Annotated in this window: 19 protein-coding genes; 18 read left to right on the top strand and 1 reads right to left on the bottom strand. The window is 33.4% G+C overall.

Going from position 1 to position 22,653, the window contains the following annotated elements; all coding sequences use genetic code 11:
- The first annotated feature begins 271 nt into the window (after positions 1 to 271).
- The 18 genes from vanR (at position 272) to B6K90_RS23820 (ending at position 19,517) form a co-directional block, all read left to right on the top strand.
- Positions 272 to 970 (top strand): vancomycin resistance response regulator transcription factor, VanR-F/VanR-M family, encoded by a 699-nt coding sequence (gene vanR, locus B6K90_RS17855; protein WP_088014122.1) that lies wholly within the window; start codon positions 272 to 274, stop codon positions 968 to 970.
- A complete protein-coding gene (locus tag B6K90_RS17850; RefSeq protein ID WP_088014121.1) occupies positions 963 to 2,075 on the top strand; it encodes a sensor histidine kinase in 1,113 nt (370 codons plus the stop codon). The genes vanR and B6K90_RS17850 overlap by 8 nt, the downstream gene beginning before the upstream one ends.
- A gap of 101 nt (positions 2,076 to 2,176) precedes the next feature.
- A complete protein-coding gene (gene vanY / locus B6K90_RS17845; protein WP_088014120.1) occupies positions 2,177 to 3,091 on the top strand; it encodes a VanY-A/VanY-F/VanY-M family D-Ala-D-Ala carboxypeptidase in 915 nt (304 codons plus the stop codon).
- Positions 3,088 to 3,639, top strand: coding sequence for a VanZ family protein (locus tag B6K90_RS17840; protein ID WP_088014119.1), 552 nt, complete (start codon positions 3,088 to 3,090; stop codon positions 3,637 to 3,639). The genes vanY and B6K90_RS17840 overlap by 4 nt, the downstream gene beginning before the upstream one ends.
- A gap of 224 nt (positions 3,640 to 3,863) precedes the next feature.
- A complete protein-coding gene (locus B6K90_RS17835; RefSeq protein ID WP_088014118.1) occupies positions 3,864 to 5,342 on the top strand; it encodes a protein adenylyltransferase SelO in 1,479 nt (492 codons plus the stop codon).
- Positions 5,343 to 5,540: 198 nt separating this feature from the next.
- Positions 5,541 to 6,461 (top strand): DMT family transporter, encoded by a 921-nt coding sequence (locus tag B6K90_RS17830; protein WP_088014117.1) that lies wholly within the window; start codon positions 5,541 to 5,543, stop codon positions 6,459 to 6,461.
- Between the two features lie 157 nt (positions 6,462 to 6,618).
- Entirely contained in the window at positions 6,619 to 6,957 is a 339-nt protein-coding gene (locus B6K90_RS17825) for a hypothetical protein (RefSeq protein WP_088014116.1), read from the top strand.
- A gap of 6 nt (positions 6,958 to 6,963) precedes the next feature.
- The gene (locus tag B6K90_RS17820) at positions 6,964 to 9,216 is read left to right on the top strand and encodes a glycosyltransferase (RefSeq protein WP_088014115.1); all 2,253 of its coding nucleotides are present in this window, start codon (positions 6,964 to 6,966) and stop codon (positions 9,214 to 9,216) included.
- Positions 9,217 to 9,269: 53 nt separating this feature from the next.
- Positions 9,270 to 11,033 (top strand): LTA synthase family protein, encoded by a 1,764-nt coding sequence (locus B6K90_RS17815; protein ID WP_088014114.1) that lies wholly within the window; start codon positions 9,270 to 9,272, stop codon positions 11,031 to 11,033.
- Between the two features lie 154 nt (positions 11,034 to 11,187).
- On the top strand, positions 11,188 to 11,901 hold the full coding sequence (sleB, locus tag B6K90_RS17810; protein WP_088014113.1) for a spore cortex-lytic enzyme: 714 nt from the start codon (positions 11,188 to 11,190) through the stop codon (positions 11,899 to 11,901).
- Between the two features lie 16 nt (positions 11,902 to 11,917).
- The gene (gene ypeB / locus B6K90_RS17805; protein WP_088014112.1) at positions 11,918 to 13,258 is read left to right on the top strand and encodes a germination protein YpeB; all 1,341 of its coding nucleotides are present in this window, start codon (positions 11,918 to 11,920) and stop codon (positions 13,256 to 13,258) included.
- Between the two features lie 509 nt (positions 13,259 to 13,767).
- Entirely contained in the window at positions 13,768 to 14,073 is a 306-nt protein-coding gene (locus B6K90_RS17800; RefSeq protein WP_069035316.1) for a PTS sugar transporter subunit IIB, read from the top strand.
- Between the two features lie 22 nt (positions 14,074 to 14,095).
- On the top strand, positions 14,096 to 15,412 hold the full coding sequence (gene celB / locus B6K90_RS17795; protein ID WP_088014111.1) for a PTS cellobiose transporter subunit IIC: 1,317 nt from the start codon (positions 14,096 to 14,098) through the stop codon (positions 15,410 to 15,412).
- Between the two features lie 158 nt (positions 15,413 to 15,570).
- Positions 15,571 to 15,891 (top strand): PTS lactose/cellobiose transporter subunit IIA, encoded by a 321-nt coding sequence (locus tag B6K90_RS17790; protein WP_088014110.1) that lies wholly within the window; start codon positions 15,571 to 15,573, stop codon positions 15,889 to 15,891.
- An 18-nt stretch (positions 15,892 to 15,909) separates the two neighbouring features.
- Positions 15,910 to 17,241, top strand: a complete 1,332-nt coding sequence (locus B6K90_RS17785) for a 6-phospho-beta-glucosidase (protein ID WP_088014109.1) — start codon at positions 15,910 to 15,912, stop codon at positions 17,239 to 17,241.
- Positions 17,238 to 17,945, top strand: coding sequence for a chitin disaccharide deacetylase (gene chbG / locus B6K90_RS17780; RefSeq protein WP_088014108.1), 708 nt, complete (start codon positions 17,238 to 17,240; stop codon positions 17,943 to 17,945). The genes B6K90_RS17785 and chbG overlap by 4 nt, the downstream gene beginning before the upstream one ends.
- Before the next feature lie 163 nt (positions 17,946 to 18,108).
- Entirely contained in the window at positions 18,109 to 19,368 is a 1,260-nt protein-coding gene (locus B6K90_RS17775) for a helix-turn-helix domain-containing protein (protein WP_088014107.1), read from the top strand.
- Positions 19,365 to 19,517, top strand: a complete 153-nt coding sequence (locus tag B6K90_RS23820; protein ID WP_167555418.1) for a hypothetical protein — start codon at positions 19,365 to 19,367, stop codon at positions 19,515 to 19,517. The genes B6K90_RS17775 and B6K90_RS23820 overlap by 4 nt, the downstream gene beginning before the upstream one ends.
- 108 nt (positions 19,518 to 19,625) lie before the next feature.
- Here the strand turns inward: B6K90_RS23820 and B6K90_RS17770 are convergent, their stop codons facing one another.
- Positions 19,626 to 22,652, bottom strand: a complete 3,027-nt coding sequence (locus tag B6K90_RS17770; protein ID WP_088014106.1) for an efflux RND transporter permease subunit — start codon at positions 22,650 to 22,652, stop codon at positions 19,626 to 19,628.
- Position 22,653: the final 1 nt, after the last annotated feature.

The raw sequence follows: 22,653 nt of genomic DNA, 5'->3' as shown, positions 1-22,653 counted from the left end.
TGATGATCTAAAGGGGTGTTTTTTTATATCTAAAAGAACTAGAACGTTAGTTAGAAGAAATTTTAATAAAGTAAAATCCTTATCTCCCAATGGCCATATTCTTGAAGAATTTGAGGAAATAATAGAAAATAATACAGAGCCCAATTTATTGGACAACTTAGCTAGTTGTAACTCGCAATTGTTAATTTAAGTTTTTTTAGAGAAATTATCGTTAGGATATTAATTGCGTAATCATCCACTAAAATGAAACGATAAATAGGAGGGAAATAAGATGAAACCTATATCTATTTTAATAGCGGATGATGAACAGGAGATTGCTGATCTGATATCCTACCATTTAGAAAAAGAAGGGTATTATGTGATTAAAGTTTCGGATGGGCATGAGGCTGTTCGTGTAGTCGAGAGTCAAACGATTGATTTGCTGATATTGGATATTATGATGCCAAAAATGGATGGATATGAAGTAACTCGGCTCATTCGTGAGCGACATAATATGCCAATTATATTTTTGAGTGCTAAAACATCTGATTTCGATAAAGTACAGGGACTGGTCATTGGAGCAGATGATTATATAACGAAACCATTTACTCCTATTGAATTAGTTGCACGGGTGAATGCTCATTTGCGGCGATTTATGAAGTTGAATCACTCCAAAGTAGATGATCATAAAGTTATTTTGGAATTTGGTGAAATAATGATTTCACCTGATCAACGTACAGTTTTGCTTTATGGTGATAACATCGAGCTAACGCCGAAAGAGTTTGATATTTTGTATTTATTAGCTAGTCATCCAAAGAAAGTTTTTAGTGTAGAAAATATCTTTCAGCAAGTATGGGGTGATGCATACTTTGAAGGTGGTAATACAGTAATGGTACATATTCGCACCTTGCGGAAAAAACTCGGAGAAGATAAGCGAAAAAATAAGTTAATCAAAACGATTTGGGGAGTGGGGTATTCATTTAATGGATAAAATTATACGTAGTTTTCGCTCCAAAATCATCGTATTATTTGCTTTAAGTATGATTCTGGCTGGTATTATAACTTACATAATTTTTAAAGGATTACAGCTTTATTATCACACGATGGTTCGATATGGTGACCCCTTGGCCCAGCTTCGTCGATTCATACAGAGTATTGGAGACGTTAACTTCTTTTTATTTCTATTTATCCCACTTGCAATATTGTTTTTCTATTTACTCACTAAGCCCTATTCTACTTATTTCAATGAAATATCAAGCGGAATTCATTATCTTTCTCAAGGCAACTTTAAACATCGAATTTCTATCCAATCAAATGATGAGTTTGAAGATATTGCTCAAGCAATTAATCTGGCAAGTGAAAAATTAGAAGAAGCCGTACAAAGAGGAGATTTTTCAGAAAACAGTAAAGAACAGTTAGTTGTAAATTTGGCACATGATTTGCGTACCCCGCTAACTTCTGTGTTAGGCTATTTAGATTTAATCCTAAAGGATGAGAAGTTAACTAAGGAACAGGTCAGTCATTTTCTAACAATTGCCTTTACGAAATCTCAGCGTTTAGAAAAACTGATTGATGAATTATTCGAAATAACTAGAATGAACTATGGCATGTTACCTCTTGAAAAAAAGCAAATTAATTTGAGTGATCTACTTTTTCAGTTAAAAGAAGAATTGTACCCTGTTTTCGAGAAAAATAATTTGATCTCTCGAATGAATATTCTGCCCCATTTACCTATTTTGGGTGATGGAGAGATGTTAGCTCGTGTGTTTGAAAATCTTTTAACTAATGCAAATCGTTATGGATATGATGGTCAGTTTGTAGATATTAACGGGTTTGTTGACGCCAATGAAGTAGTCATTCAGGTTGTGAATTATGGGGATCGTATTCCTCCAGAGGAACTGCCATATCTTTTTGATATGTTTTATACCGGTGACAAAGCACGAACTCATAAAGAAGATAGCACCGGTCTTGGTTTATTCATTGCAAAAAATATTGTCGAGCAACATAATGGAACAATTACGGCTGAAAGTAGTATAATCCGTACTGTATTTGAAGTTCGTATACCGCAGGAGAGCGTCCCAATCGACCAAGTTTAAAAGTTCATAAAGAATTTAAGAAAAATTTAAATTTTACCCCACTTTTTATTTAAAAATTTTTTCCTATTCTAGAATCAATCAGAATTAGGAGGAACGTAAAAATGAAGAAGTGGGGATTTTTAGTGATTTTAGTAATTTGCCTGTGTTTTACATTCGTTAAGAAAGAAATGTCTCTTCAAGATAAAGTAGAGATGCAAACACATAAAATTAACAATAAACAATTAGATCATAAAGAGACTTCTGATAGTTTCCAAACGAAGGTCATTACAAAAGAACTGGTCTATCAAGGAAATTTACTATTGATTAACCAAAAATATCCTGTGCACCAAGAGAGTATAAAATCGGATGTTGTAAATTTATATACTCACAAAGAATTGAAAAAGGGATTCGAATTAAATGATACTAAAATAGAATTGTCAGCGGATGTCGCCCGTAAATTTTCGGATATGATTGTTGCTGCTAAAAAAGAAGGGGTTCGTCATTTTACCATTAATAGTGGTTTTCGAGACTTTGATGAACAAAATGCACTTTATCAACAAATGGGATCTGACTATGCCTTGCCTGCAGGCCGTAGTGAACACAACTTGGGTTTATCGCTTGACGTAGGATCTACCGAAATGAAAATGAATGAGGCACCTGAAGGTAAGTGGCTAGAAAAAAATGCTTGGAAATACGGTTTTATTATACGCTATCCAAAGGACAAAACAGCAATAACAGGCATTCAGTATGAACCTTGGCATATTCGCTATATTGGATTGCCACACAGTGTGATTATGAAGGAAAAGAATTTTTCATTAGAAGAGTATTTGGATTTCATAAAAGAACAAAAGTCTATTTCAACTACTATACATGACGAAAAATACGAAATCTCTTATTACCCTATTACAAAAAATACGACCATTCAGGTGCCTACCAATCTTCGTTATGAAATATCAGGCAACAATATAGATGGTGTGATTGTGACGGTATTTAACAACTCAACAAATAATCTTAAGGAGGATAGTTTAGCGGAATGAAGATAATAAAACTAATGAACAAAATTTTTGTTTCAGCTCTATTTGTCCTTTATATGTATGCAATAATTAGAGTCATTCTCTTTAAGTTCCGCTGGAGAGACCTAACCTTTCTTTTGTATCAACTTCAGACGAAACTCGAGAACCCTGATAATCTCATAAACGAATTGAAAATGGGAAATATAATCCCGTTTAAAACAATATTCATTAATATTCACAGCCTGTCATCATGGCCTGATTTCAGTAATTTGGTTGGTAATATCGTCGCGTTCATCCCATTTGGAATGTTTCTTGTATTTTTGTCTAAAGATAGAGGGATGTCATTCATAAGCGTATTCGGACGATCTTTGATTTTTAGTTTATGTTTAGAAAGCTTACAGGTTGTTTTTTCTTTAGGAATTTTTGATGTGGATGATCTAATTTTAAACACCTCTGGAGGAGTCCTTGGCTATTGTATTATCAAGCTTTGTGATCAGGTTTATAGTAAATTTATAGTAAATACATCAAGCATTGTCCAAAATAAAGAAATTGTTAAAAAACAGGAATTATAAATTTTCGAGGTAAGTGAACGGCTGCTGCTGAGGGGTAGCCGTTATTGTGTTAAATCAGCAAATAGAAGCTACGCTTTTTCATACAATGTTGGAATATATTGAAGTCGTGGAGTAGACACTAATTCAGAAATGGATCATGAAACAAAATCATAGAAAATCTATGGTTTTTTTGTTATATGTAGAGAGTAAATAATAAAACAGAAAAAATGGAAAAGGGGGATAAGATGACTCAGGGAAACGTAAAAAGTGATGCGGGATGGAATTTTGATAATAGTTATTCAAAATTACCTGAATTCTTTTTTGCTACTCAAGACTTAAATCCGGTAAGTTCACCGAAATTGGTTGTCCTAAATAAACCATTGGCATTATCACTTGGTCTAGATGTTCAATCACTTCAAAGTGAAGAAAGTGTAAATGTTTTTGCTGGGAATAGAGTGCCAGAAGGTGGATTGCCTCTTGCTCAAGCATATGCAGGGCATCAGTTTGCTCACTTTAATATGCTAGGGGATGGAAGAGCTTTATTACTAGGTGAACAGATTACTCCAAAAAACGAGCGATTTGATGTACAACTTAAAGGTTCAGGTAGAACACCTTATTCACGAGGTGGAGATGGTCGTGCAGCACTTGGCCCGATGCTTCGCGAATACATTATTAGTGAGGCGATGCATGCTCTAAGGATACCGACTACACGAAGTCTTGCCGTTGTTACGACCGGTGAACAAATTCAGCGTGATACTCGATTACCTGGAGCAGTTATGACACGAATTGCTGCTAGTCATATTCGTGTTGGTACGTTTCAGTATGTTTCAAGATGGGGTAGTGTAAGCGAGCTTCAAGAACTTGCTGATTATACAATCCAAAGACATTATACGGAAATTGGAAAAAATGATCCAAATCGATATCTTTCACTACTTCAAGGAGTCATTAAGCGTCAAGCTTCTTTAATTATCAAGTGGCAATTAGTTGGTTTTATTCATGGTGTAATGAACACAGACAATATGACAATTAGTGGTGAAACAATTGACTATGGTCCATGTGCATTCATGGATTCGTATGATCCTGCAACCGTTTTTAGTTCAATTGATCTTCGCGGTCGTTATGCTTACGGAAATCAGCCACAAATGGCAGGTTGGAATCTTGCACGATTTGCTGAAACATTATTACCTTTATTGCATGATGATCAGGAAAAGGCATTAGATATAGCACAGAATGCAATTTCTGAATACCCTATTGCATATGTCGATAATTGGATCGCAGGAATGAGGAAAAAATTAGGAATATTTAATGAAGAAGAGCAAGATAAGTCCTTAATTGATGAGTTACTTGAAATAATGGAAAAGTATAAAGCAGACTATACGAATACGTTCAAAGCATTATCATATGGTAATCAAGATGAGATGTCTTTATTCACATCACCTGAATATAAACAGTGGGAGAAAAAGTGGCAAGAAAGACTAAGTAGACAATCAGAATCAAAAGAAGCATCTCTTCAATTGATGCGAGACAACAATCCGAATGTAATCCCAAGAAATCACCGCGTAGAAGAAGCATTAAAAGCAGCGGTAGAGAACGGAGATTATAGCGTAATGGAGAAATTGCTTAAAGCACTTTCTAATCCTTTTATTGAATCGAAAGAACAGATAAATTATTGTACAATACCCCCAGATCCGGATCGTCCTTATCAGACTTTTTGTGGTACTTGATTATATTCAATATATTTTTTAAAAAGTAAAACAAGGAACATAATTTTAATGGATTCTTGAGCATACACTTTGAATAAATCTCAGAAATTTACTATATTAGAAAAAGTAAATGAAAAGGACTCAGTTTTATAATAAAGAGGGAAGATCAATTTCTTTCCCTCTTTTTATATTTAGGCCAGTAGAAAGAAGTGGGGAAAGTTGAAGAAGCAACAAATTTATATCATTTTATTTTGTATTATGGTGGTATGGGGATTTAATGTAATTGCAACAAAAGTTCTAGTAGAGAACTTTATGCCAGTTACGATGACAGCTATTCGTGTTTTCACTGCTGGAGTAAGTGTTTTTATTATTTTATTTTTAATAAAAAAAGTTCGTTTGCTTACTAAGAGGGAGTTTGGGTATGTATTTTTTGCGATGCTATTGAATGTAGTCGCACACCATTATTTTTTATCGATTGGTCTTTCTCAAACTTCAGCATCTAACGGGGGTCTAATTCTAGGAATGGGGCCACTTTTAACAGCCTTATTGTCAGTTTTCTTTTTAGGTAGTGTAATGAACTTTGTTAGAATTTTAGGCGTTTTATTTGGTTTTTCTGGTGTTGCTTTTATTGTCTTCCAGAGCGGTGGAGGTTTTCATGGTGTTTCGCATGGAGATTTTTATGTGTTTTTAGCAATATTAGCTCAAGCATCTAGCTTCGTTTTAATAAAAAAAGTTTCGAAAACTTTAGACCCAAGATTAATGACTGGATATATGCTAGTTATGGGTTCGATTATATTATTCGGAATTAGCCAAATACTTGAGCCAGGTGGAATGGCTAGTATGGTACATCATTCAGCAGGGATTTGGGCTGTGTTTTTTGCATCAGCAGTTGTTGCTACAGCTATGGGGCATATGCTATATAATTTTGCTCTTGGTAAGGTTGGCACAACAGAGGCGGCTATATTCTTAAATCTAAATCCATTCTTTTCACTAATCGGAGCGGTATTATTTTTAGGTGAAAAAATTGTTTTAACTCAAGTAGTCGGATTTATTTTAATTTTAATTGGCGTGATGTTTGGGTCAGGAGTATATGAAGATGTATCTCGTAAATTTAAAAGGGATAATCAAATCCAAATCTAAAAATCAATATGCTTTGTCCATGAAGACAATTTACCGATAAGGTAATTGTCTTTTTTTTATCTTAAGAAATGATTTCTAATTCGGCATTTCATGAAAAAAAATAGCTTAATTAGGGCATATTATAAAGTATTCAAGCTATTAGGAAGGACTCATCAAGATGACAATCGATCCAAGAACTCATTCATTAAATGCAGAAACAATTGAGAATGAATTAGAAATACCTAGTTGGTTTATCAAATTAAACAAGTTTAAATCTAATTTAAATAATATGGAGATAGAGTCTCAGTTTTATGAACAGTTCTTAACTTTATTAATTAATGAAGAAACAGCGTTAGAGCTGCAATATAAAAATATTAAGTATATTGAAAAGCTAGAGAATGAAATTCAAATAATGGAAGAACGTTATAGAAAAGTAATGCATTCAAAGCTTGGCAGATTAATGCAGTTTTATTGGAAAGCTAAAAGATGGCTATTTAGAAAGTTAAGAGGTTGGTGAGAAATTTTGAACAAATTTGAAATTCAGCAAAGATTAGAAGAAATTGAAAAAATTAAGATCGAAATTTACCAACGAATGAATAAAGAAATACCTGAAGACTTAATATTTTCAAAATATCATTTTAAAAAATTAGTAAACGGTATTAGTGTAATCGTCCCGACATACAAAGGCGAAAAAGTGATAAAAAAATGTATCGAATCATTAAAAAATCAAACCTTATCACCTAAATATTTCGAAGTAATCTTCATTATCAATGGGGAAAAAGATCTTACTGAAGAGATTTTGAAGAATTTTATTAAGGAACATAATATTAATCACTTTAACATTCTTCATTCAGAAGAAGCTAGTGTCTCATCTGCAAGAAATATGGGGATCCAACAAGCATCGAAAAAATACATTACATTCTTAGATGACGATGATTACGTTTCACCTAACTTTCTTGAAAAACTATTCGATCATGCTGATGAAGATTCTGTTGTCATTTCACAAGTTGTGGACGTAGATCTAGAAGGTAATATCAATCCTAATAATCCTGTTAACTCCCAAATTAAAAAAGCCTTAGATGCTAAAATTTATACTTATACTGATTTAAATAGTGTTTTAACAATGAATGCTTGTAAATTAATACCAACAAAGAAAGTAAAAACCCAACGCTACGAACTCGGTTTAAAAAGTGGAGAAGATGTAGTGTTTTTTACAAAATTATTTGCATTGCATCATTTTCATCTAAAGATTGTTCCATTAGAAGACCATGCAATTTATTTTCGAGTTTTAAGAGATAACTCGGTTTCTAGACGTAAAAATTCGTTTGAGTTTAATGTACAAGAACGTCTTGAGGTAATGAAACATCTTGATGTTTTACTAGGAGAAACGAATAGTCCTACAATCCAGCAATTCATTAAAGGAAAAATACATTCTCAATATGGATTTATAGACAGGTATATAAATAATAGCAATGAATTGAGAGAAAAAGTAATTGAAGAAGTAAATAAACAAAGTTTCGTCTATTTCCCTTATTTTAAGTTATACAATGGTGAGACGCGTTCTTTAATTATTTCTTATTGTTTTCCACCATATGTTGATACAAGTGGAACTGTAATGGCTAAGCGTATTATCGAAAATAATGAAGTCGTCGATGTAATTTATAATAATATGTCGAAGGTAAGGGATGTTGATTATCGACAAAATGCAATGGTGGATGGTTTTATTAATAATCGAATGGAAATATCATCTGCCAGTAGTTTTAAACAATGGAAATCAATGAAAGACTTTATTAAAAAATCTCTAAAGGAAATTAAATTGAGAGAAAGAAAAAATGGTACATATCAAAAAGTTTATAGCCGAGCACTATGGCCTGCTTCACACTTTTTAGCATTCGAATATAAATTAAAAAATCCAAAGGTAAAATGGGTTGCAGAATTCTCAGATCCGATCCTATTGGATATTCATGGAAATGAACGGAAGTCAGCAATTATTGATTTAGGGTTTTATAAAAAAGTGAATGCACTTTTAAAGAAAAAAAAATTTCCACTAGCGTTAAATAATAATATGTTTTTTTGGTGTGAATACCTTGCTTATGCATTTGCAGATGAAATCGTTTTTACAAATGAGAACCAGTTGAAATACATGTCAGAAATGTTCCCAATGCAAGAAATGAAAGAAGTCATTTTAAACAAAGCAAAGATTTGTAATCAACCGACATTGCCGAAGCAATATTATCACGTTAAGGCAAGTAAATATAGAATTGATGAAAATAAAGTCAATCTAGGTTATTTTGGAACGTTTTATCAAACGAGAAAATTAAATGAAATATTAGAAGGGCTTAAATTAACTAAACCTGAATTACGCGATAAAATTAAACTCCATGTTTTCACTTCTGATCCAAAATCACTTGCAAATGAACTATCAGGAGAAATAATTGAAAAACATGTAAAAGTAAACCCATATGTTAACTTTCTAGAGTTTTTAAATTTTACAACAAAATTTGATTGTCTAGTTGTTAATGATGCGTTTACTAAGGGTTATAAGGATATTAATCCATACTTACCCTCTAAATTGAGTGATTACAAGGGTAGTGGGAATAATATATGGGGAATATTTGAAGAAGGCAGTATTCTAAGTAGATTTGAAACAAAATACAAATCAGAAATTGGCGATATTGAAGGTGCCACAAAAGTGTTTGAATCATTAGTCACGGAGAAGTTAATTAAAAAATTCAAACAGCTTGATGAAACATTACCGAATGAAAAATTAATATAAAAAAGAAAATAAACAAAGTTAATTATAATAATTTTGTAAAGGGTAGATTCTTCATGATTAAAAAGAGTTTTAATTTGCTAGGACCAATTCTAATCGGATTGGTCTGTAGCTATTTACTTGTTATTTGGTCTCATAATTATTTGTGGAAGAACAATGTAAATCTTTATCAGAATTGGATCATCACGGATTTTTTTAAGTGGAACTTTATGATTGTGTCAGTTGTTGTATCAATACTAATAATTGGACTTCTTGTTCTAGGATTTAATGTTTGGTGGATTTTAATTACGATTATTGGTTCAATTGGAATTTTCTCATATGCACTATCAGAAAAAATAAAATATACCGGAGAGCCGTTTCATCCAAGTGACTTATTTTTCCTGCGTGACCCAATCGTTTTTTTACAATTTTCAAAGCTTCCATTTCTACTAAAATGGGGAGGGTTAATTGGAATCATAACATTTCTTTTTTTAGGGACTTTTTTTGCCTATAAAAAATGGAGAAATGCTTCTGCAAGGAAAAATAGTCTCCGTTTTTTTCTTATCGTATTACTTGGGGTCTTTTTTTCATTTGGTACAAAAGAAGGCTATGCTTATTTTGTAAAAAACTCTAATGTAAAATATATACCTTGGAATTACGAAACTAGCGTTGAAAGATATGGTATGTATCCAGCATTTTTAGTTACATATGTAAATAGCAAACGTGAAGAACCTAAAGTATCTAATAAAGATAAAAATGATGTCATTAAAGAGCTAAATTCTCTTAAACCACTTTCCAAACCAAAACAATTACCAGATGTTTTAGTAATTCAAAGTGAAGCATACAGTATGCTAGATGACATGAAATTAAAATGGAATACTGATCCAAATTCACCTCTTCGCTCTATAAATGAAGGGATTCATGGTACTTTAATTAGTAATACATTTGGAGGTCGGACAGCTAACGAGGAGTTTGAAGTATTAACCAGTCTAAAATTAAAACGTAAATTTGAAAGCCGGACACCATACCAAGAAGGAAAAATGGGGAATAGACGTTCACCTAGTTTAATTCAAGATGTTAAACAATTTGGTATGGATACGATCGCTCTTCATCCATTTAAAACATCATTTTTTAAACGAAAAGAAGTTTATCCTAACATAGGATTTAATCAGTTCTTGTCAGAAGCAGATTTAACTTCTTGTCAAAAGTTTGGTTCTTATTTGTCAGATGACTGTAGCTCGAAAAAAGCATTATCATTAATTAATAAAAAAGGGAGCCAATTTGTATTTTTTGTGACAATGCAAAATCATTTCGATTGGCATAAAGGTCATTTTCCAGAAGAAAATATGAAAGTTAGTGGATTGCCAATTAATGAAGATTTAAAAGGAAAAGTGGAAAGTTATGCAAGTGGTATTTATAAAAGCGGAAATTCTCTTGTTTCTGTTTGGCAAGAACTAAAAAAACGTAAGAATCCTACAATCGTCCTTTTTTATGGTGACCATCGTCCAACTTTTGGCGATAAAAAGGCAACCTACGAGCAGTGGGGAGCACCGTTAGAGAAGAAAGAAGAAGATTGGTACAATGAAACTCCGATGTGGATTTGGAGTAATGACAAAAATACAATGGACAAGATTAGAAACTATTCGAAGCCATTTTTAGAGAAAGGAAATCTTAAATTAGAATCATACGAAATTGCACCTCTTTTAATGAAAGTTCTAACGAACGGTCAGATTGAGCATTCATGGTATGATTGGGTACTTCAAAATCATTCAAATGATATTTGGGATTGGGTTATATATGATCGAGTATATGGTGAAGGTATAACTTTTAATAGAAAATAAAAACGGGGCCAATAAGGCCCTTTTTTTATTGTTTAAAAAACTAGCTTATTTCAGACTTTGAAAAGGAATCTATTGTATTTCAAAAGTGTTTACATAAATTGGGACTAATTGAAAAAAATACAAAAAGGGATAATTATACTTTAGGAGGTTTGAAATGAGGAAACTAGTTTTCTTAAAAGGTCCTTTAATTTTGCTAATCGTATTTTTTAGTTTCTTTTCTAATGTTCAACTTAAAAATGTAAATGCTTTTACTAGCCAAGTACTTCAAATTGGTGCTACAGGAGAAGATGTTATTGAATTACAGTCTCGGTTAAAATACAACGGCTATTACACTAGCAAAGTGGATGGCGTGTTTGGATACAACACATATTGGGCAGTTAGGAATTTCCAAAATAATTTCGGAATGCCTGTCGATGGGATTGCTGGAGCTAAGACAAAAGCGATGCTAGTAAAAGCTACAAAATATGAAAAAGGTGAAAATGCAGGTGCTGGATCGAATGTACCTAATGGTTATTCACAAAATGATATACAGCTAATGGCTAATGCAGTTTACGGTGAATCACGTGGTGAACCTTATATCGGACAAGTAGCAGTTGCTGCAGTAATTCTGAATCGCGTTAGCAACTCATCATTTCCAAACACAGTGTCTGGTGTTATTTTTGAGCCGGGTGCATTTACGGCCGTGTCTGATGGCCAAATTTATTTAACACCAAATGAGACCGCAAAAAAAGCTGTTTTAGATGCAGTAAATGGTTGGGATCCGAGTGAAAGTGCACTTTATTATTTTAATCCAGACACAGCGACAAGCGCTTGGATTTGGAGCAGACCACAAATAAAACAAATTGGTAGACATATATTTTGCCGATAGGAAAGGAGTGTTTTAAGTGATTAAGGAAGCTGCAATAGGCGTTTTAGCAATTGGGATTATCGGAACATCATATTGGGGTTATACAGAGCATAAGGCTAAAAACGAAATCAATATCCAGGCAGAAAACAACTATCAACGGGCATTTCATGAACTAACTTATGAACTAGATCAATTACATGATAAAATTGGCGATACTTTAGCAATGAAATCAAAGTCCTCTCTCTCTCCAGCACTAGTTGATGTATGGGGACTTACTTCTCAAGCTAGATCTAACGTAGGGCAACTTCCATTGAGACTATTACCAGTTAACAAAACGGAAGAATTTTTAACAAATGTTGGTGACTTCAGTTATCGAACTGCGGTAAGAGATTTGGATAAAGAGCCATTGACCCAAAATGAATACGCGACACTACAAAAATTATATGATAACTCCGCTGAAATTCAAGGAGAGATTAGAAAAGTTCAGCATATGGTATTTGAGAAAAAATTACGATGGATGGATGTAGAGCTTGCTTATGCAAAAGATCAAAATCCGAAAAATAACGTAATTATTGATGGATTTAAGACAGTGGAAAAAAATGTAATGACGTATTCCGATGCAAATGCAGATCCCTCATTGACCAATTACAAAGTAAATCGTGCAAGTCTTTCGAATGTAAAAGGTGAAAAAATAACGAAAGAGCAAGCGAAGGACATTGCTAAAAAATTTCTTGAATTAAATAGTACAGCACAAATAAAAGTTGATCTTACAGGTGAAAAATTAGAAGATCGGTATTATAGTCTAGAAATTAAAGAACCAAAAACAAATAGCGAAATTTATATGGATATTACCGAAAAGGGAGGATATCCAGTTTGGGTTATTGATAGTCGTGATATCAGAGCTCAAAAAGTCGATTTAAATCAGGCTTCAATTAACGGTCTGAAGTTTTTAGAACGTAATAAATTCTCCAATATGGTACTAACAGAAAGCTCGCAATATGATACGATTGGTGTATTTACATACGTTACAAAGCAGGACGGTGTAAGAATCTATCCTGAATCTGTTACGATGAAGATTGCTCTTGATGATGGAAGCATTGTAGGATTCTCATCAAGAAATTACTTAGCAGCATATACAAAAAGAACGATTCCAAAGCCGAAAATATCGGTTGAAGAAGCGAGAAACAATATTAGTTCAAACTTAAAAATAATGGAAGAACGCCAAGCGATCATTTTAAATAAATTAAATCAAGAAGTACTTTGCTATGAGTTTGTAGGAACAAGAGGTAACGACACATATCAAGTATTTGTGAATGCGAATACTGGAGTAGAAGAACAGATTAAAAAATTGAATGTCTTAGTCGAAAACTACGACTGATGAAAGCACTTTTTTAACGAAAGAGGACTTAAGTATGTAGCTAAAGTCCTCTATTTAACTTTCTCCCAATAATAATGATGATAAAAAATGTAAAAAGGAATGGTTTGAGTTATAACCATTCCCTTTTTAATTTTTACTAGATTTAAAAATGGAAGGAATACGAAACTAGCATTTTAAGTTCAAAATAGCATGCATTATTTATTACAAATACGAGACATTTTTTGGATAGTTTGAATGCAAAATCCTCTCAATTAAGTCTAACAAGATATCATACTTTAGGCTTGTACAAAGCTTTATTTTAAGCGACTTTAGGCGTAGGACATATTAAAAAATTTATAGCGTTTAATTAGTAAAAAAATATTTTTTATATTTGTCCTAATGTCCAAAATGATGAATATATATTTCTTGAGATTAAAATTCTAGAGGGAAGGGGTATTGGGGTAAAATCTGCTAGTTAGTAGAAGTTTAATTGTTTGTAAGCGTTTCCTTTAGAGAGAAAGGGGGATTAAATGAACATATTATTATGTTGTGCTGCCGGTATGTCTACAAGTTTATTAGTTACAAAAATGGAAGCTGCTGCAAAATCTGAAGGAATCGATGCAAGGATTTGGGCAGTGAGTGCTAATGATGTTAAAAATCATCTTGATCAAGCAGATGTATTACTTGTAGGTCCCCAAGTAAGGTACCTACTCCCACAATTAAAAAAAGAAGGCTTACAAAAAGGAATACCAGTTGATGCCATCAATCCCGTTCATTACGGGATGTGTAAAGGAGCAGAGGTCCTGAAATTTGCAATCGATTTAATAGGTTCATAATTTCATATAGGGGTGATTTGTGATGGCCAACTTTACTCAAATGTTAGAAGAGAAAGTAATGCCTATTGCTGGTAAAATTGCAGGTCAAAGACACTTGCAAGCATTACGTGATGGAATTATTTTAACACTGCCTCTCATTATTGTCGGTTCTATTTTCTTAATTTTAGGCTTCTTACCGTTTGATGGATATCCAGATTTTATGGCAAAAACATTCGGTGAAGCTTGGCAAACAAAGCTTCTCTATCCTGTAAGTGCTTCATTCGATATAATGGCGCTCATTGCAGGTTTTGGTATTGCATATCGACTCGCTGAACATTACAAAGTAGATGCATTAAATGCTGGTGCGATCTCTATTGCCTCATTTATTTTATCAACACCATACTTCACAATGTTTACTCCAGATGGTGCATCTGCTGCTATTAAAGTAGGCGGAGTACTTCCTATGGCATTTTTAGGTAGTAAAGGTCTGTTTGTTGCTATTATTATTGCTTTATTCTCAACTGAAGTTTATAGATGGGTAATTCAAAGGAATTTTGTTATTAAGATGCCAGATGGCGTTCCACCTAGTGTAAGTAAATCGTTCGTTGCTTTATTCCCTGCATTTCTAGTTATTCTCTTTGTATGGATTATTCGTTTATTAATTGAAAATACTCACTATGAAACTCTACACAATGTCGTTGGAGATCTATTACAAGATCCACTTAGTAGACTTGGTGGGTCATTGGCTGGCGCATTAATTGCTGTATTTTTAATTCAGTTATTATGGTCAGTTGGTTTACACGGCGCGGCAATTGTTGGTGGTGTAATGGGTCCAGTATGGTTAGCAGCAACTGATGCAAACCGTTTAGCCCTGCAAGCTCATCATGCAATGCCAAATGTCGTTACACAACAATTCTTTGACATCTTCATCTATATGGGCGGTTCTGGTGCAACAATTTGTTTTGCTCTTATGATGCTACTATTTGCAAAGAGTCAGCATGCAAAACAACTAGGAAGGCTATCAATCGGACCTGGTATTTTTAATATTAATGAACCAATTACGTTCGGTGCGCCTGTAGTAATGAATCCATTGCTTTTAGTTCCATTTATTTTAACGCCATTAGTACTTGTTGTAACCACATATATAGGAATGAAAACCGGATTTGCTCCAAAAACTCATGGTATTGCAATTCCTTGGACGACTCCACCAATTATCGGCGGTTGGCTAGCAACTGGAGGTAACTGGAGAGGCTCTGCAATGCAATTGATTAATCTTGTTGTAGCGTTCTTAATTTACTTCCCATTCTTTAGAATGTGGGATAAACAAAATTTACAAACTGAACAAGGCTCAGCAAAATAAGAAAAGCATAAAAGAGTTTGCCCAGACTGCCCACTAAGCGCTCGCTTTCAATCAGTCTGGGTTCAGATTTTTGATTCTTCAAAAACACACCTAGAAGCTTGCCTATAGGCAGGCTCTTGGTATTGTTTCCTTAATTTCTAGTAAAGGATGTGATTCTAATGACAAAAGAAGAATTGTACAACCTCTCGTTTCAGCTAATCTTGCATAGTGGAAATGCTAGAAGTCTTTCAATGGAGGCTATTTATGCAGCAAAAGAAAAAAAATTTGATATAGCTTTTGAGAAGCTTTCAGAGGCAGATCGCGAGTTTAGTCAAGCGCATCGTTTTCAAACTCAATTGATTCAAGCAGAAGCTGGTGGAGAAGATTTTGATACACCAATTCTATTAATTCATGCTCAGGATCATTTAATGACAGCAATGACGCTTAAAGATTTAGCGAGGGAGATTATTGAACTGCGGCAAGAAGTTAGCAACCAATAAAAGGAGGGTTACATAGGTATGGGTAAATCAATTAAAATTGCGACGATTGGTGGAGGATCAAGTTATACTCCAGAGTTAGTAGAAGGTTTTATTAAGCGGTACAATGAGCTTCCACTACGTGAGCTATGGCTAGTAGATGTTGAAGAAGGCAAAGAGAAATTAGAGATTGTTGGTCAATTAGCAAAACGAATGTTTCAAAAGGCAGGTCTTCCTGTAGAAGTTCATTTGACACTTAATCGAAAAGAGGCACTTAAAGATGCCGACTTTGTTACTACTCAATTCCGCGTTGGATTGTTAGATGCGAGGGCAAAGGATGAAAGAATACCTTTAAAATATGGCGTACTTGGTCAAGAAACAAATGGCCCAGGAGGCTTATTTAAAGGTTTGCGAACAATTCCAGTCATTTTAGATATTGTGAAAGATATGAGGGAGCTTTGTCCAAATGCGTGGTTAGTTAATTTTACGAATCCTGCTGGTATGGTTACTGAAGCTGTACTTCGATACACTGACCATCGAAAAGTAGTTGGCTTATGTAATGTACCTATTGGAATGGAAATGGGAATTGCCAAATTACTAAAAGTCGAGCATTCTCGAGTACGGATCGATTTTGCTGGATTAAATCATATGGTTTATGGATTAGATGTATTCGTTGATGGCGAAAGTGTAAAAGATCAAGTGATTGAATTATTAACCAACCCGGAAAACTCTAGTTTTGTTAAGAATATTCAAGGATATGGTTGGGAACCTGAGTTTCTTCGTGCTTTAAATGCATTACCTTGTCCATATCATAACTATTATTACAAAACTCGTGAAATGGTTGAAAAAGATATTAAAAATGCCGAAACTGTAGGTACTCGTGCTGAAGTTGTTAAAAAGTTAGAGGATGATCTTTTTGAACTTTATAAAGATCCAAATCTGTCAATTAAACCACCTCAGCTCGAAAAACGAGGGGGAGCCTATTATAGTGATGCAGCCGTTCGCTTAATTTCTTCTATTTATAATGATAAAGGTGATATTCAGCCAGTTAATACGATGAATAATGGTTCAATTGCTAGTATTCCTAATGACTCAGCTGTAGAGGTTAGCTGTGTCATCACAAAGGATGGACCAAAACCAATCGTAATGGGAGATCTACCAGTTTCTGTAAGAGGTCTCGTTCAACAAATTAAGTCATTTGAAAGAGTAGCTTGTGAAGCAGCGGTAACAGGTGATTATGACTTAGCAATTCTAGCGTTAACGATTAACCCGTTAGTTGCATCAGATCAAGTTGCTAAACAAATTGTTGATGAAATGCTAGAGGCACACAAGAAATACTTACCTCAATTTTTTAAAGAGGTGAAAGTTAAATGATTAAATTAATTGTGAATGCAGACGATTTTGGTTATTCAAGGGGAATTAATTATGGAATAATTGATGCACATAAAAATGGAGTTGTTAACTCCGCTACGATGATGATGAATATGCCCGGCGTTAGTCACGCTGTAGAGTTAGCGAAAGAAAATCCTGGCCTTCAAGTAGGAATCCATCTTGTTCTAACTTGTGGAAAGCCGTTATTAAATGATGTTCCAACACTTGTTAATGAAAATGGTAATTTTAAAAGTAGGCAAGAATTCTTCGAAGATAAAAATATCTCACTAGATGAATTAGAAAGAGAATGGACTACACAAATAGAAAAATTCTTACAATCGGGACTAAAACCAACTCATTTTGATAGCCACCATCATGTTCACACCGTACCTGAATTTTTACCAGTCGTACAGAAGTTAGCTCAAAAATTTAATTTAAGTGCTAGACGCATTTCTGAAAATGCTTTACAAGGAATCGCTCCTTTTACCGATGTTTTTCTTCATGATTTCTATGGAGAAGGCGTGACGGATGACTACTTTGATAAGATTTTAACACGTGTCAAGGACGGTCAATCTGTCGAAGTTATGTGTCACCCTGGTTATCTTGATCACGAGATATTAAACAATTCTTCTTACGCTAAAGATCGAGTAAAAGAGACGCTAATTCTTTCAGCTGTTAAACTTCCAAAGGAGATTGTTTTATTATAGAGTCATTTAATTTACTAGCATAGAGTCCAACTCTATGCTTTTTTTGATTTATACATATAATTAGAGTTTTATAATATTGGGAAAAAATGTAAGATGAAATAAGAGTAGTTTTAAACTATAATGAATATTAACAATATTAAAATAATATTTAAGGAAAACACCTATGAAAATTGGAAAAATTATAAATTACCATCGAAAAAAACAACAGATGACACAAGAACAACTATGTGATGGAATTTGTTCAATTTCTCATTTAAGTAAAATTGAGAATAACTCAAAAGAGGTTAATATCGAAACGTTAAATTTATTATGTATGAAGTTAGGTATATCAGTTGAAGATGAAAAAAATAAAGTTAATCATATTAAAATAAAACTACAGGAGTTCTATGACGCAATTGAACGATTGCATCATAAAAAAGCAAAAACACTCCACATAGGCTTAACGGAATATAAAGAGTTTGTCCAATATACGGAATTGCTTTATGTATATGAATTATACATGTTAAGGTATACTTTGTTTTTAAATCAGCTCGATTTGGCAGAACAATTGATTGAAAAAATGAATCAAAATACAAAGATGTTTTCTGAGTTTGAACTATTTGTTTGGAATGTATTAAATGCAATTTTCAATCATAAAAGGAATAACTTTATTAAGTCTTTAGAATTGCTAGATGAAGTAAAAAATTTAAGGAAGCAGTATCGAGATGAAATAACTGAATACTATTATTTGAAATCCTTAATGCATTGTAGATTAGGACAATCTGCATTAGCAATCTATTTTGGTAATAAAGCTCTAGAAGTTTTTAAACAAAGTAATAACATTATTAGAACGTTAGATGTGAAAACAATTTTATCTATTCATTTAACTGAAACCGGTGAATATGAAAGAGCAGAAAGCTTATTAAAAGAAATACTATATGATGCAGAATTGATTCAAAACACAACAATTGAAGAGATGGCTTGGCATAATTTAGGTTTTTTATATGGTACTCAAAATTTTTCAGAGAAAGCGTTGGAGTGTTATTATAAATCACTTCCGTTAATAGAGAAATATACTGAGAGTTATTATCTTACATTAGGAAATATTGCTACTCACTTGCTAAAGCTACAAAAAAATGAACAAGTTGTGAATATGCTCGAACATGAACTAGAGTCATTCGAAGATACAACAAAATTAGAATATGTGAAATTACGAGTCTTATATTTTGAAGCGAAAAATGAAGAAAGGGCACTAATCCGGTATTTAATGGGAGACGGCTTATCAATTATGGAGAAACATGGTAATCGAATGAAGATTTATGAATATAGTGAACGTATTGCCGACTATTACCAAAGGCAAGGCGACCCACTTTTAGCTAATAAGTATTTACAAATAAGTTTACATCAAATGAAGAAGACACATAATACAGGAGTTCTCAAATGAAAAAGAAGATTAAAATTATCGCTCTTTCCTTAATTATTACTGTGCTGGCAAATGCGGGAATAAATACTATTCAAAGTCATCATTTGGCAAACAATGAAACTTACGCTGTAAACAAGCTAGAAGACGATCCAAAACCTCCTGGAAGTTGATTTGACTATAACAAGAGACACAAGGAATTTCACTTTTCCTTGTGTTTTTTTTTGTATTTGAAACAAAAAATGGGATATCTCAAATGTATCGAGACATCCCGCATTTATTTATAAGCTTACTGGTTTATTAGTATCTTGTTGTCTACGCTGTTTTCTAGATTTTCTAAAATAAAGTAACTCATAAACGACAGGAATTACAATTAATGTTAATAATGTTGAAACAGTTAACCCGCCAATTACTACGACTGCAAGGCTTTGGGAAACTAGGCTACCGGTTTCGGCTTTTTTGAATAAAAGCGGTAGCATTGCACAAATTGTGGCAACGGCTGTCATGAGGATTGGTCGAATTCGAGTTACTGCAGCATCGATAATTGCCTCACGAAGAATCATTTGTTTTTCTTTTTGTTTTACTCGGTCTAGTAATACAATTGCGTTTGTCACGACTATTCCGATGAGCATCAGTGCTCCTAATAGTGCTGTTGGTTCAACTGATATACGACTTATAATTAATCCAAGCACAGCTCCAATTGCCGCTAAAGGTAAAGAACATAGTATAGCAATTGGTGCACGGAATGTTTTAAATGTAATAATCATGATTAGGAATACTAAGCCGATTGAGACAAGCATGATCATATATAGATCTGAGAAATCTTGTGACTGTTGTGCAAGAGCACCACCAATGTATACATTCACACCATCGGCAATTTTCATACCTTTTGATTTTTTATCTCCAAAAATAACTTTATTTAAATCCGCATTAATTTTTGAAAGTTTATCTGGCTTTACTTCGGCAGATATACTTAAATACGTATCGCCATCTTTATGATATAGATTAGTAGACTTTTCTTCTACTTTTAGTGTAGCTACTGATGATACTGGAATCATTCCAGTTTTAGTCATAATAGGAACAGATTTAATATCTTCTGGAGTCTTTGGTTCTAAAATTGGTTCAAGATAAACATCAGTTGGCTGTTGCTCAATTGTAACTGTTCCTAATGGAGTTCGATTCAACATAACAAATAATTGTTGCGATAGTTGCTCAGCATTGCCTTTAGAAGGGTCAACCTCCAATGAGTAAACCGTTTTTTTATCTTCTTCATTTGTTGTTACTTTTTTAACTCCATCAATATTTTTTATTTTATTTTTAATTTCACTTGCGGTAGTTTCTAAATCATTTAAATTGTTTCCGACAACATCAATTGTTATTTGAGTTTTAGAACCGCCAAATAAACTAGATGCCATCGTACTTAATTCTGCATCTGCATAGTTAGATTTTTGCGTATTGATTTTTTTTACAACTTGATCAGTAAGTTTTTTATCGTCTAGTGTAATTAAATAGATTGCTTGGGTAGAAGAGCGGACATCTCCATATTTTGCAGCATCAGCTGTACTACCTAATTGAGTGTAAACTCCTTTTATTCCTTTTTGTTCAAGAATATACTTTTCTAGTTTAAGAGTGTTTTCTTTTACTTTTTCAACTGGTGTATCACTTGGATACGTTAAAGTTGTTTGAACAAAGTCTGAAGAAGAATTATCTGTTGCACCTTTTGGCATAGCAAAATAAGTACCAATTGAGCCGAAGAATAATAATAATGAAACGACTACAATTACCCATTTATGATTTAATGACCAAGTAAGAACTTTTTTGTATCGTACTGAAGGATTGTGAGCTTTTAATTTAGCCTTTTTAAGGAAGAATGCACTTAATAATGGAACGACCGTCAATGCAACGAATAACGAAGCTAATAAAGAATAAGTAATTGTTAAGGCAAATGGTAGCATGAAATCTTTAAGCCCCGTGCTAATAATTCCTATCGGTAAAAATACAGCAACGGTCGTTAAAGTAGAGGCTGTGATTGCACTACCGACTTCCTTCGTAGCGTCAATAATCATTTGAACTGAAAATTTCTCTGATTGAGTTTTCCTAAAAATATTCTCGATAACTACAATACTATCATCAACTAATCGTCCAACTGCTACAGCAACTCCACCAAGTGTTAAAACATTCAGTGTAATGCCAGACTCCGCAAGTAAAAACAATGTTAAACATAACGATAGTGGAATAGAAACAATTGTAATTAGTGTTGAACGTACATTTCTTAAGAATAACATGATGACAATCGTAGCAAATAATGCACCAAGTAAAACTTCCTTAATCATTGCATGTACAGAAGTTTTAACCATATCTGACGTTGCAACCATGACGTCTGAATTCATATTTTTATATTTTTTATTTAAGTGTTTAGTAGCTTCTCTTACATCTTTTGTAATGCTAACGGCATTAGAATTACTGTCCTTCGTTACGATTAATAATAATCCGTCTTTTCCGTTGATTCTTGTTAGATTATTTGTTGGCTTTTTGACCTCAACAGTTGCGATATCAGCCAACTTTACATTTTCAGTGACCATTAAATTTTTTACTTTGTCTATATTATCTAAATTTCCAACCACTTTTATATTACTGGTTTTATCATTTATAATACCTTCGCCAACTGAAACTGCAGAATTTTGACCACGGATTATACCCATGACAGTTTCAAGTGATACTTTATTCTGTGCGAGCTTCACATTATCTACTTTTACAGAAACAAAAGATTTTTCTGTACCGTATGTTTGAACATCTGCTACGCCTTTTATGTCTTTAAAATATGGAATAACTTTTTTGTTTGCAAAATCAATATTATTCGGACTTAATCCATCCTCGAAAGTGATTGCAACATCTGCGATAGGGATCATGGAAGTGTTTAATTGAACAATTGTAGGTTTACTAACATTTTGAGGTAGAGTGATTTTACTTAAAGATTCTTGGACTTCTTGTTTGGCGTCCTTCATGTTTGTTCCTGATTCATAATATACATCAATTTTTGAGAAACCATTGCTTGTGCTTGAATAAATATGACTTTTACCTTTTACACCAGAGACAGCATTTTCGATTGGAGTAGTTACTTGATCCTCCATTGTTTTCGAATCAGTACCTTGGCCCATAACAATGACAGAAACAATTGGTTGGTCTGCAGCAGGTAGAAATTCCATTGGTAGCTTTTTATAGCTAAGTACTCCAATTAATAAAATGAGAACTGATAAAAAGGTAATGGCGGCTTTATTATTAAAGGCCCATTTTGTAAACCAAGACATT

Origin of the sequence: Gottfriedia acidiceleris, assembly GCF_002128425.1 — a bacterium.
GTDB lineage: Bacteria > Bacillota > Bacilli > Bacillales > Bacillaceae_G > Gottfriedia > Gottfriedia acidiceleris.
Note: the sequence above shows the minus strand (reverse complement) of the source record. Positions and strands in the feature narration are given on the sequence as shown.